This is a genomic window from Citrobacter sp. RHBSTW-01044, assembly GCF_013781945.1.
GTDB classification, from domain to species: domain Bacteria; phylum Pseudomonadota; class Gammaproteobacteria; order Enterobacterales; family Enterobacteriaceae; genus Citrobacter; species Citrobacter braakii.
This window is the reverse complement of sequence record NZ_CP056180.1, coordinates 3,500,065-3,512,422: the sequence shown is the minus strand read 5'-3', so window position 1 is coordinate 3,512,422 and position 12,358 is coordinate 3,500,065. Positions and strand designations below refer to the sequence as shown.

The 12,358-nt window shown below is 57.4% G+C and carries 9 protein-coding genes; 5 read left to right on the top strand and 4 right to left on the bottom strand.

What is annotated here, in order from left to right; all coding sequences use genetic code 11:
* The first annotated feature begins 21 nt into the window (after positions 1 to 21).
* Complete coding sequence (locus tag HV352_RS17135; protein WP_016152190.1) at positions 22 to 240, top strand: MbtH family protein; 219 nt, start codon at positions 22 to 24, stop codon at positions 238 to 240.
* Positions 237 to 4,127, top strand: a complete 3,891-nt coding sequence (gene entF / locus HV352_RS17130; RefSeq protein WP_181634926.1) for an enterobactin non-ribosomal peptide synthetase EntF — start codon at positions 237 to 239, stop codon at positions 4,125 to 4,127. The genes HV352_RS17135 and entF overlap by 4 nt, the downstream gene beginning before the upstream one ends.
* A 45-nt stretch (positions 4,128 to 4,172) precedes the next feature.
* On the opposite strand, the gene fepC is transcribed toward entF, so the two are convergent.
* The 3 genes from fepC to fepD are packed head-to-tail and all read right to left on the bottom strand — an operon-like array spanning position 4,173 to position 6,987.
* Complete coding sequence (gene fepC, locus HV352_RS17125) at positions 4,173 to 4,994, bottom strand: iron-enterobactin ABC transporter ATP-binding protein (protein WP_181634925.1); 822 nt, start codon at positions 4,992 to 4,994, stop codon at positions 4,173 to 4,175.
* On the bottom strand, positions 4,991 to 5,983 hold the full coding sequence (gene fepG, locus HV352_RS17120) for an iron-enterobactin ABC transporter permease (protein ID WP_165499999.1): 993 nt from the start codon (positions 5,981 to 5,983) through the stop codon (positions 4,991 to 4,993). Before fepG ends, fepC begins: the two co-directional genes overlap by 4 nt.
* Entirely contained in the window at positions 5,980 to 6,987 is a 1,008-nt protein-coding gene (gene fepD, locus HV352_RS17115) for a Fe(3+)-siderophore ABC transporter permease (RefSeq protein ID WP_046275115.1), read from the bottom strand. Before fepD ends, fepG begins: the two co-directional genes overlap by 4 nt.
* 109 nt (positions 6,988 to 7,096) lie before the next feature.
* Between fepD and entS the strand changes: the two genes are divergently transcribed.
* A complete protein-coding gene (entS, locus tag HV352_RS17110) occupies positions 7,097 to 8,335 on the top strand; it encodes an enterobactin transporter EntS (RefSeq protein ID WP_016152195.1) in 1,239 nt (412 codons plus the stop codon).
* 58 nt (positions 8,336 to 8,393) lie between these two features.
* On the opposite strand, the gene fepB is transcribed toward entS, so the two are convergent.
* Positions 8,394 to 9,350 carry a Fe2+-enterobactin ABC transporter substrate-binding protein gene (fepB, locus tag HV352_RS17105; RefSeq protein ID WP_181634924.1) on the bottom strand — a complete coding sequence of 319 codons (957 nt, stop codon included), beginning with the start codon at positions 9,348 to 9,350 and terminating at the stop codon, positions 8,394 to 8,396.
* Positions 9,351 to 9,537: 187 nt separating this feature from the next.
* Here fepB and entC point away from each other — a divergent pair, with 187 nt between their 5' ends.
* Both entC and entE read left to right on the top strand, forming a co-directional pair.
* Positions 9,538 to 10,713, top strand: coding sequence for an isochorismate synthase EntC (entC, locus tag HV352_RS17100; RefSeq protein ID WP_016155945.1), 1,176 nt, complete (start codon positions 9,538 to 9,540; stop codon positions 10,711 to 10,713).
* A 33-nt stretch (positions 10,714 to 10,746) separates the two neighbouring features.
* Entirely contained in the window at positions 10,747 to 12,357 is a 1,611-nt protein-coding gene (gene entE, locus HV352_RS17095) for a (2,3-dihydroxybenzoyl)adenylate synthase EntE (protein WP_047358073.1), read from the top strand.
* Position 12,358 lies beyond the last annotated feature (1 nt).

Sequence of the window (12,358 nt, the reverse complement as noted above, 5' to 3'; positions counted from 1 at the left end):
GTTCCACGACAGGAGTTGAGTATGGAATTCAGTAACCCCTTCGATAATCCGCAGGGCCAGTTTTACATTCTGCAAAATCCCCAACGTCAGTTTAGCCTTTGGCCGCAGCAATGCTCACTTCCTGCAGGCTGGACGGTCGCGTGCGAACCCCAATCACAGGAAGCCTGCCAGCAATGGCTGGATGCAAACTGGACCACGCTGACGCCAGCGAACTACGTCGATGTGCAGGAGGCTCCATGACTCAACGTTTACCGTTAGTTGCGGCTCAGCCGGGGATCTGGATGGCGGAAAAACTCTCCACATTGCCCTCTGCGTGGAGCGTGGCGCACTACGTAGAATTAACCGGCGAACTGGACGCTCCGTTGCTGGCGAAAGCGGTAGTGGCGGGTCTGGAGCAGGCCGATACTCTAAGGATGCGGTTTAGCGAAGATAACGGCGAGGTCTGGCAATGGGTAGACTCTGCGCTTGCCTTTGCGCCACCAGAAATTATCGATCTGCGCGAAAAATCCGATCCGCATGCGTCAGCGCGCGCATTGATGCAGGCAGACCTGCAGCAGGACATCCGTGCTGATGGCACTAAGCCGCTGGTTTTTCACCTGCTCATTCAGGTGGGAGAAAAGCGTTGGTATTGGTATCAGCGTTACCATCATCTGCTGGTTGATGGCTTCAGTTTCCCTGCCATTACCCGCCAGATAGCCGCAATTTACCGCGCATGGCTGCATGGCGAGCCCACGCCGGAATCACCTTTTACGCCATTTTCTGAGGTGGTGGAAGAGTATCAACAGTATCGGCAAAGCGATGCCTGGCAACGTGACGGCGCCTTCTGGACCGAGCAGCGAAAGCAACTCCCACCTCCGGCTTCGCTGTCTAACAAACCCCTGCCAGGGCGGTCGGCCAGCGCGGATATTATTCGTCTGAAGTTAACCGCGCCTGAAGGGGAGTTTCGCCGGCTTGCGGCACGTATGCCAGACGTTCAGCGTGCGGATCTGGCCCTTGCGCTGGTGGCGCTGTGGCTCGGACGTTTATGCAGCCGAATGGAATATGCCGCCGGGTTTATCTTTATGCGGCGTATGGGGTCGGCGGCGCTCACGTCCACCGGACCGGTTTTAAACGTCCTGCCATTTGGCGTGCAGTTGAATGCGGCAGAAAGCTTGCCTGCACTTGCCCAACGACTGGCCGCACAGTTGAAGAAAATGCGCCGACATCAGCGATATGATGCTGAGCAAATTGTTCGCGACAGCGGGCGCGCAGCCGGTGCCGAACCGCTGTTTGGCCCGGTACTGAACGTGAAAATATTCGACTATCAACTGAATATTCCTGGCGTTCAGGCGCAAACCCATACGTTGGCGACAGGTCCGGTGAACGATCTGGAGCTGGCGCTGTTCCCGGATGAAAACGGCGGGCTGAGTATTGAAATCCTGGCCAATAAACAGCGCTACGATGCCGCGACGCTGGCGCAACATGCATCACGTTTAACCGCGCTTATCGCGCAGTTTGCCGACAATCCGTCGCTATGCTGCGGCGATGCCGGGATGCTGTTGCCGACAGAACATGAGCGGCTGGCGAAGATTAACGACACGACCGTGGCGCTCCCGTCCACCACGCTGAGCGCGCTGGTGGTACAGCAGGCCGATAAAACGCCGGATGCCCCGGCGCTGGCTGATGCCCGCTATCAGTTTAGCTATCGTGAAATGCGCCAACAGGTCGTGGCGCTGGCGCGCCGCCTGCGCGAACGTGGCGTACAGCCTGGTGACAGCGTTGCCGTGGCATTACCGCGTTCCGTGTTCCTCACGCTGGCGCTACACGGTATTGTTGAGGCGGGAGCTGCCTGGCTGCCATTGGATACCGGATACCCGGACGATCGCCTGCGGATGATGCTCGAAGACGCGAAGCCAAAATTGTTAATCGCGACCGAAGAGCAACTGGCGCGCTTTAGCGATATTCCGGAGCTAGAAAGTCTGTGCTACAACGCGCCGCTGCCAGAAGAGGATGCTGCACCGCTGGCGCTATCTCAACCTAATCATACGGCCTATATTATTTTTACTTCCGGTTCTACCGGCAGACCAAAAGGGGTGATGGTTGGGCAAACCGCCATCGTTAACCGTTTGCTGTGGATGCAAAATCACTATCCACTGACCGCGGATGATGTGGTGGCGCAAAAAACACCGTGCAGTTTTGACGTCTCGGTATGGGAGTTTTTCTGGCCGTTTATTGCCGGGGCAAAACTGGTCATGGCAGAACCTGAAGCGCACCGCGATCCGCTGGCGATGCAGCAGTTCTTTGCGCAGTCAGGGGTGACGACCACGCACTTTGTTCCCTCTATGCTGGCCGCTTTTGTAGCATCACTGACGCCGGAAACCGCGCGGGAGAGCTGTGCCTCGCTGAAACGGGTATTCTGCAGCGGCGAAGCCTTACCTGCAGATTTATGCCGCGAATGGGAACAGTTGACTCATGCGCCACTGCACAATTTATACGGGCCAACGGAAGCGGCGGTCGATGTGAGCTGGTATCCGGCCTGGGGGGACGATCTCGCTGCCGTAACGGGCAATAGCGTGCCGATTGGCTATCCGGTATGGAATACCGGTTTACGGATCCTGGACGCCATGATGCGCCCGGTGCCCTTTGGCGTGGCAGGTGATCTCTATCTGACGGGGATCCAACTGGCGCAAGGATACCTGGGGCGAGCGGATCTAACCGCGAGCCGCTTTATCGCCGATCCGTTTAACCCTGGTGAACGCATGTACCGTACCGGGGATGTGGCGCGCTGGCTGGAGAATGGCGCAGTGGAATACCTCGGGCGCAGCGATGACCAGCTTAAAATTCGCGGACAGCGCATTGAGCTCGGTGAGATTGATCGGGTGATGCAGCAACTGCCAGATGTCGAACATGCCGTAGCCCACGCCTGCGTATTCAACCAGGCGGCGGCGACAGGCGGCGATGCACGACAGTTGGTGGGGTATCTGGTGTCGCAATCGGGGTTACCGCTGGATACGTCTGCATTGCGGGAAACTCTGCGTGAAAAACTGCCTGCGCATATGGTGCCGACGGTATTGTTGCAACTGGCGGAGCTGCCGCTGAGTGCAAACGGTAAACTGGATCGTAAAGCGCTGCCGATGCCGCAGTTGACGTCGCGTACGTCAGGACGTGCGCCGCGAGCAGGGACTGAAACCGCCATCGCGCAGTCTTTTGCGGCTTTGCTGGATTGCGAGGTTAATGACGTAGAGGCTGACTTCTTTGCGCTTGGCGGACATTCGCTGCTGGCGATGAAACTGGCAGCGCAGTTGAGCCAGATTTTTGAGCGTCAGGTAACGCCTGGGCAAATAATGGTGGCTTCTACTGTTGAACAACTGAGTGCACTGCTGGAGAGCAATGATGATGAACAGTCGCAGCGTCTGGGATTCGAGACGCTGCTGCCGCTGCGTGAAAGTCATGGCCCAACGCTGTTTTGCTTCCATCCGGCGTCGGGTTTCGCCTGGCAGTTTAGCGTGCTGTCGCGTTACCTCAGTCCGCAGTGGTCGATTATTGGCATTCAGTCGCCGCGACCGGATGGCCCTATGCAGACGGCGGAAAACCTTGATGCGGTATGCGAACATCACCTGGCAACGCTGCTCAGCCAGCAGCCTCATGGTCCCTATTATTTATTAGGCTACTCGCTGGGGGGGACGTTGGCGCAGGGAATCGCCGCACGCTTACATGCCAGAGGAGAGACAGTTGCATTCCTGGGGCTGCTGGATACCTGGCCGCCGGAAACGCAAAACTGGCAGGAAAAGGAGGCTAATGGGTTGGATCCCGCGGTACTGGCTGAGATCGAGCGTGAACGTGAAGCGTTTCTGGCAGCGCAGCAGGGGAATGCGTCAGAGGCCTTATTTAATGCTATCGAAGGTAACTACGCCGATGCGGTTCGCCTGCTCACCACGGCACACAGCGTGCCGTTTGCTGGTCACGCCACACTGTTCGTCGCTGAGCGCACCTTAGTGCCGGGTGTCAGTCCTGAACGCAGTTGGTCACCGTGGATATCCAGTCTGGATGTATATCGTCAGGACTGCGCGCATGTCGATATCATAACCCCTGAAGCGTTTGAGAAGATTGGGCCTGTCATGCGTGACCTGCTCCAAAATATCCAATAAACGTCATCGGGTCAGCGTGTTAAACGCTGACCCGTGTAGTCATCCCTATAGAGATGACTGGGTATGAATTTTCGGTGTACGCCCAAGCGGCACCACTAACGGCGTTCCGGCAACCGGATCGTCGATAATCATACAGCGCAGACCATAGATTTTTTCAATAAGCTGCGCTGTGACGATCTCCTTCGGCGCACCCTCGGCAACAATTTTTCCGTCACGCAGCGCAATCAGATGCGTTGCATAGCGACATGCCTGATTAAGATCGTGCAGAACGGCGGCCAGCGTATACCCTTTATCCCGGTTTAGCTCACTCAGCAGCTCCAGCAGATCGATCTGATGGCTGATATCCAGCCAGGTGGTAGGTTCGTCGAGCAGCATAATCGACGTTTCCTGCGCCAGCACCATCGCAATCCATGCGCGCTGGCGTTGTCCACCGGAAAGGGTATCCACACTTTGCGACGCAAGATGAGTGATTCCCGTCGCCTGCATTGCGTTTGAGACCGCGATTTCATCCTCATTTCGCCAGCGGGTAAACAATGGCTGATGCGGGTAGCGCCCACGGGCAACCAGCTCCTGTACCGTAATATCACCCGGCGTGGTGGCGTTCTGCGCCAACAAACCTATTCTGCGAGCAACCTCTTTGCTGGCATAGTGCTGGATATGCTCGCCGTCGAGCCAGACCTTACCGTGCGCGGGCGTCATCAGACGACTAAGCGTGCGCAGTAGCGTTGATTTTCCGCAGCCGTTTGGCCCGATAATTGCGGTGAAGTGACCGTCTGGAATCGACACATTGAGGTTTTCCGCTACGGTAAATTTGCCATAACCCAGCGTTAACTGGTCGCCACGCAAACGGGCTACTGATTCGATCATTTTTTGCGGGACTCCTGAATTAACAAGACGATAAGATAAATACCGCCGAGGCTTACGGTGACAACGCCCACCGGAAGCTGATAAGGCATAAACAGCTGTTGGGCGCATAAATCCGCCATCAACAGCAGCAACGCGCCACACAGCGCCGACAGGGTTAATCCCCAGCGCGATGTGCCGCTAATCCGCCGCGCGATATGTGGGGCGACAAGGGCAATAAACGAGATAGGGCCAGCCAGCGCGGTGGCGGCAGCGGTCAGTACAACCGCAACCAGCATCATCATCAGACGTGAGCGCTCTACGCTGACGCCAAGCGCACAGGCGCTGTCATCACCCATTTCCAGTAAACGCATCCGGCGCACCAGCAGCGTGGCGCACACCAGCATAATGATAATCAGTGGGGCAGAAGGCCAGGTTTTGGCCCAGGTCAGGCCATTGAGCGATCCGGCGTTCCACAGTCCGGCGGTCAGCGCGGTTTCTAATGATGCCTTCAGCAGTAGCCAGGTGTTGAACGCAACCAGCATGGCGCGTATACCGATCCCAATAATAATCAGCCGAAAGGTGTCGATACCATTGCGCCAGGCGAGCGCCCAGACCACCAGAGACGTCAGGACCCCGCCAACCATGGCCGCAAGCGCGATAGCGGTGAGATGCTGTCCGAACAGCACCATTGCCACCAGCACACCGCTCCAGGCACCGGTATTGAAACCCATCACATCCGGGCTGCCCAGCGGGTTGCGCATCAGCGACTGGAATATTGCACCGCTCACGCCGAGCGCCGCGCCAATCAATAGCGCCATCAGCACGCGTGGCAAACGCCATTCGGTCACCACCAGCGTAATACTGCGCGGCGCATCGCCAAGCAGGGCGGCAATAATTTGCTGGGTTTCCAGCGTAACGACGCCGCTACGCAGGCTCCACAAGCCAACGGCGAGACAACCTACAACCAGCAGCAGGCTGCTGACGATCAGGCGGCGGGAGAGGTGCATCATGCGCCACCCCCGCGCGGTTTCCGGCGTACCAGAAAGATAAGCACCGGCGCGCCGATAAATGCGCTGACCACTGAAACGCGCAGTTCGCCGGGGACAATCAGGCGACCGATGATATCGGCAATTAACAACAGAGAGGGGGTTGCCAGCAGGGTAACGGGCAGCGACCAACGGTGATCTGCCCCCACCAGCCAGCGCGCCATATGCGGCATCATCAGGCCGATAAAGGCGATAGGGCCGACAATCGCGGTCGCACTGCCGCACAGTACGGTAATCACCAGCAGGCCAATAAACTGCGTGCGAGCGACTTTGCTGCCAAGCGCGGTGGCGGTGTCGCTCCCGAGGCTCAGGCTATTCAGAGCACGGCTAAGGAATAACGCGACAGCCGCGGCAATCAGTACCGGCACCAGGACGACCTTCAGCGTTTGCAGGCTGCGGATATCCAATGAACCGGCCTGCCAGAAACGCAACTGATCGTAGACATCCGGGTTGAGCAGGGCGATTCCGGTGGATAATCCTTCCAGCACCGCGCCCAGCGCAACGCCCGCCAGCGTCAGGCGTACCGGGCTTAACTGCCCGCCGCCCTGGCTGCCGGTAAAGGCCACTATAAGCGACGCGGCCAGCGCCCCGGAAAAGGCCATCAGCAGTTGCTCTTGCGCAGAAGAAAAACCGAACAGCGCGGCTCCCAGCACAATAGCGAAGCTGGCTCCGGAGTTAACGCCCAGAATGCCGGGATCGGCGAGAGGGTTACGCGTGAGCGTTTGCATTAATGCACCAGCCAGACCCAGCGCCCCACCGGCGAGCAGCCCCGCCAGCGTGCGCGGCAGTCGCGCGTCCAGCACGATGGTGCAATCAGCGCTTTGACAACTGCTGGTAAGTGCATCCAGCACCACGGAGGCAGGTAGCGACTTGGCGCCAATAACCAGACTTAATACCGTGGTGAGAACAAGTAATAACAATAGTCCGGGCACGGCGAAGGCACGTGTCGCGGAAACAGAGCATGACATATCAACTTCCCTGATAATGATAGTAATTATCGTTATCGATCTTATTTGGATATGTTAGCATGTGCAGCCATCGAATTGATATTGAAAAAGTACCTGGTAAGGCTCTGTAATGAATCGACAATCCTGGCTGCTCAATCTCAGCCTGTTAAAGACCCACCCTGCATTTCGCGCCGTCTTCCTCGCCCGTTTTATTTCCATTGTCTCTCTGGGGCTACTCGGCGTGGCGGTTCCGGTACAGATCCAGATGATGACGCAGTCGACCTGGCAGGTAGGTTTGTCAGTAACGTTGACCGGCAGCGCAATGTTTATTGGTCTGATGGTGGGCGGGGTGCTGGCCGACCGCTATGAGCGTAAAAAAGTGATCCTGTTGGCTCGTGGAACCTGCGGAATCGGCTTTATTGGTCTGTGTCTGAATGCGCTGCTGCCCGAACCGTCGTTACTGGCGATTTATTTGCTTGGCTTATGGGACGGTTTCTTTGCCTCGCTGGGCGTGACCGCGTTGCTGGCGGCAACACCGGCGCTGGTTGGGCGGGAGAATTTGATGCAGGCCGGGGCGATTACCATGCTGACGGTACGTCTGGGTTCGGTTATTTCGCCGATGCTTGGCGGGGTATTGCTCGCGACCGGTGGCGTGGCGTGGAACTACGGTCTGGCGGCGGCGGGCACTTTCATTACCTTGCTGCCGTTGCTGAGCCTTCCTGCGCTACCGCCTCCGCCGCAGCCGCGCGAGCATCCGCTAAAATCGCTGCTGGCAGCATTTCGCTTTCTGCTTGCCAGCCCGCTGATTGGCGGCATTGCGCTGCTTGGCGGTCTGTTGACTATGGCGAGCGCCGTGCGCGTGTTGTATCCCGCGTTGGCGATTAACTGGCAAATGTCGAGTGCGCAAATAGGTCTGCTGTATGCGGCCATTCCTCTTGGCGCGGCGGTGGGCGCGTTGACCAGCGGACAACTGGCGCACAGCGTTCGTCCGGGACTGATCATGCTGGTATCGACCGTGGCTTCGTTCCTGGCTATCGGTCTGTTTGGGTTGATGCCGGTCTGGGAGCTTGGCGTTGTCTGCCTGGCGCTGTTCGGCTGGCTGAGTGCGGTCAGCTCTTTGTTGCAGTACACCCTGTTACAGACGCAGACGCCAGAAGCGATGCTCGGGCGAATTAACGGTTTGTGGACTGCGCAGAACGTTACAGGAGATGCGATCGGCGCGGCGCTGTTAGGGGGGTTGGGGGCGATGATGACACCGGTTGCTTCGGCAAGCGTAAGTGGGTTTGGGCTGGTGATTGTCGGTCTGCTACTGCTGCTGTTGCTGGGAGAAGTGCGCCGATTCCGACAAATGCCTGTGAATGCCGGATAGCGTTGTCCTCTACGGTTTGTAGGCCGGATAAGGCGTTAGCCGTATCCGGCGCTGGCGATTAAAAGAGAGCTGACAGACGTTGCAGCAGCAAGGTCGCGCTGTAGTAGTCGAGACGGAAGGTTTCCGTACCCAGGGCGTAAACACGTTTATTCTGCACGGCAGGCAGATGTGCCAGCAGCGGATTAGCATAAATGGCGTCGGCATCTTTGTTGTCGCCAGCGAACAGGAACAGCGCTTCGCCGTTCAGGCCTGCCGCCAGGTTCTCACCGCCAAGCTGGATGATATCGTGGCGTTTGCCCTGACTCTGGCTGGTGTGCAATCCGGCAGGCAGCGGTGCCAGGGTGAAACCTAACTGCTCCATCAGCTTGCCCTGCGCCGACTCAGTCGTCCACAGGTTGGCGCTGTGCGCTGCAGCGGTGTACACCAGCGCGCTGACCGGTTGCGGCGGTAGGGTAATACGCTGCTTGACCGCCTGCAGTTGCTTATCAAACTCGGCAATACGCGCAGCCGCCTGTTGCTCCTGACCGGTAATTTCACCTAACTGCGTCAACAGCGACTGCCAGCTTTTGTCGTCGTAATTAATGATGAGCGTTGGCGCAATGGTGGACAGCTGATCGTATAGCGCGAGGGCTGAATCTCCCCCAGTGGCGCTGATCAGAATCAGATCCGGCATTTGCGCCGCCACGGCCTCAGCGCTCGGTTCGCCGATATACAGGCGGCTCAGTTTGCGCGCTTTTGCCACTTCGCTCCACTGGCGTAAAAAGCCCTGTGCATCGCCGATGCGATTGTTCGGCGTAGTAGCGCCGCTGGCGATGACCGGGGCATCAATTGCCAGCAGCGAGCCGGTGAGGGTGACGCTGGTGGAGACAATTCGCTGCGGCTTATGTTCCAGCGTATGCGTACCACGACTGTCGGTAACCTGACGCGGCCAGTCGGCGGCATAACCTGAAGAAATTCCTGAAATAGACAAACCTGCCAGTAAGAGCACGGTGCGGCAAAAAGAGGGGAGACTCACGAATCAGCATCCTGTTATCAGTATAAGTAATGCTTCTCATTTTCATTGTTAGTGGACAAGGATGCAAGCCAAAGTCGCACATTGTGCTGCCACAAGAGTTGACATACCGCCGCTTTGCTTTTAGGTTAGCGACCGAAAATATAAATGATAATCATTATTAGAGCTTTTATCATTTTTGGAGGATGATATGGAAACGTCACTGGCCGAGGAAAAAACGCAGACTATGCCGACGCTCGCTCCCGACAGTTTTTTCTTTATGTCGCCGTACCGTAGTTTTACGACGTCAGGATGCTTCGCCCGCTATGCGGAACCGGCAATTGATGGCGATTCGCCAGACAGCCCTTTCCAACAAAAAATGCATGCACTGTTTGCTGATGCCAAAGCGCAGGGTATCGCTAACCCCATCATGGTCGGGGCGATTCCTTTTGACACCCGCCAGCCGTCATCGCTGTTTATTCCCCAGTCATGGCAGACGTTCTCCCGAACGGCGAAGCAGCAATCATCTCGTTACTTTAACGCGCATCAGTCGCTGAACGTTGTTGAACGTAAATCGATCCCGGAACAGAACTTCTTTGAAGATATGGTCGCTCGCGCGGCTGCGCTGACGGCAACCCCTGAAGTCGACAAAGTGGTGTTGTCACGCCTGATCGATATCACCGCTGATGCCAATATTGACAGCGGGGCGCTGCTGGAGCGCCTGGTGGCGCAAAATCCGGCGAGCTACAACTTTCACGTTCCCCTTGAAGACGGTGGCGTATTGATTGGCGCCAGTCCGGAACTGCTGTTACGCAAAGAAGGCGATCGTTTCAGCTCATTACCGCTGGCAGGCTCGGCACGACGTCAACCGGACGATGTGCTGGACCGTGAGGCGGGCATCCGCCTGCTGGCGTCCGAAAAGGATCGCCATGAGCACGAACTGGTGACGCAGGCCATGAAAAATGTCCTGCGCGATCGAAGCCGTGAACTGCAACTCCCTTCTTCTCCGCAACTGGTCACCACGCCTACGCTCTGGCACCTCGGCACGCCGTTTGAGGGTAAAGCCAACGCGCAAGAAAACGCCCTGACGCTCGCGTGCCTGCTGCATCCGACGCCTGCGCTGAGCGGCTTCCCGCATCAGGTTGCGCGCAAACTTATCGCCGAGCTGGAGCCGTTCGATCGCGAACTGTTCGGTGGCATTGTCGGCTGGTGTGATTCCCAAGGCAACGGCGAATGGGTGGTGACGATCCGTTGTGCGAAGCTGCTGCGTAATCAGGTACGTTTCTTTGCCGGTGCCGGGATTGTTCCGGCCTCGTCCCCGGTTGCGGAATGGCGTGAAACGGGAGCCAAACTCTCCACGATGTTGAATGTTTTTGGACTGCATTAAGAGCCTTATTGACCAGGCCTCTAAGGAGCGATAATGAGTATTCCTTTCACCCGTTGGCCGGAGGAGTTTGCCCGCCGCTATCGTGAAAAAGGTTACTGGCAGGATTTGCCGCTGACCGACATTCTTACCCGTCACGCCGACAGCGACCATACGGCGGTGATCGATGGCGAACGCCACCTGAGCTATCGCCAACTGAATCAGGCCACTGACAATCTCGCCTGCAGCCTGCGCCGTCAGGGGATCAAACCCGGCGAAACCGCGCTGGTACAACTGGGCAACGTGGCTGAGTTGTATATCACTTTCTTTGCGCTGCTCAAGCTGGGCGTAGCCCCGGTGCTGGCATTATTCAGCCATCAGCGAAACGAACTTAACGCCTATGCCAAACAGATCGAACCTGCGCTGCTGATTGCCGATCGTCAGCATGCGTTGTTTAGCGGAGACGATTTTCTTAACGCTTTTGTGGCTGAACACAATTCAGTGCGCGTGGTGCAACTGCGCAATGATGAAGGCGAACACAATCTGCAAACGGCGATAAGCCAGCCTGCGACTGATTTTTCCGCCACGCCATCGCCTGCTGATGAGGTGGCCTATTTCCAGCTTTCTGGCGGGACTACCGGGACGCCAAAGCTGATTCCTCGTACCCATAACGATTACTACTACAGCGTGCGTCGCAGCAATGAGATTTGCCGATTCACCGGGGAAACGCGTTATTTATGCGCGATCCCGGCGGCGCATAACTACGCGATGAGTTCGCCTGGCGCGTTGGGGGTATTCCTGGCTGGCGGCACCGTCGTGCTGGCGGCTGACCCGAGCGCCACCCTGTGCTTCCCTCTGATTGAACAGCATCAGGTTAACGTCACGGCGCTAGTGCCGCCAGCGGTGAGCCTGTGGCTGCAGGCAATTGCGGAGTGGGGGAGCAATGCGCAATTGGCTTCGCTGACGCTGCTACAGGTCGGTGGGGCACGGCTTTCCGCCTCGCTTGCGGCGCGTATTCCGGCGGAGATTGGCTGCCAGCTGCAGCAGGTCTTCGGCATGGCGGAAGGGCTGGTGAACTACACCCGTCTGGACGACAGTCCTGAACGCATCATCAATACCCAGGGCCGCCCGATGTGTCCCGATGATGAAGTCTGGGTAGCAGACGCTGACGGCAACCCTTTAGCCGAGGGAGAAACCGGGCGCCTGATGACGCGTGGCCCATACACCTTCCGCGGCTACTTCAACAGTCCTGAGCACAATGCCAGCGCCTTTGACGCCAACGGTTTTTACTGCTCCGGCGATCTGATCGCCATCGATCGAGATGGCTACATCACCGTCCAGGGACGCGAGAAGGATCAGATCAACCGCGGTGGAGAGAAGATCGCTGCAGAAGAGATTGAAAACCTGCTGCTGCGCCACCCGATGGTGATCCATGCCGCGCTGGTCAGTATGGATGACGAACTGATGGGCGAGAAAAGCTGTGCCTGGTTGGTGGTAAAAGAGCCGCTGCGAGCGGTGCAGGTGCGTCGTTTTCTACGCGAACAGGGCGTAGCGGAATTTAAATTACCTGACCGCGTTGAGTGCGTTGAGTCGTTACCGCTGACTCCGGTTGGGAAAGTAGATAAAAAACAATTACGTCAGTGGCTGGCATCACGTTCACTGGCCTGAA

Bases quoted from the DNA above. Each gene is read 5' to 3' on its own strand.
- entS (WP_016152195.1), top strand. From the start codon at position 7,097: ATGAATCGACAATCCTGGCTGCTCAATCTCAGCCTGTTAAAGACCCAC.
- entF (WP_181634926.1), top strand. From the start codon at position 237: ATGACTCAACGTTTACCGTTAGTTGCGGCTCAGCCGGGGATCTGGATG.
- fepC (WP_181634925.1), bottom strand. From the start codon at position 4,994: ATGATCGAATCAGTAGCCCGTTTGCGTGGCGACCAGTTAACGCTGGGT.
- fepG (WP_165499999.1), bottom strand. From the start codon at position 5,983: ATGATGCACCTCTCCCGCCGCCTGATCGTCAGCAGCCTGCTGCTGGTT.
- entE (WP_047358073.1), top strand. From the start codon at position 10,747: ATGAGTATTCCTTTCACCCGTTGGCCGGAGGAGTTTGCCCGCCGCTAT.
- HV352_RS17135 (WP_016152190.1), top strand. From the start codon at position 22: ATGGAATTCAGTAACCCCTTCGATAATCCGCAGGGCCAGTTTTACATT.
- entC (WP_016155945.1), top strand. From the start codon at position 9,538: ATGGAAACGTCACTGGCCGAGGAAAAAACGCAGACTATGCCGACGCTC.
- fepD (WP_046275115.1), bottom strand. From the start codon at position 6,987: ATGTCATGCTCTGTTTCCGCGACACGTGCCTTCGCCGTGCCCGGACTA.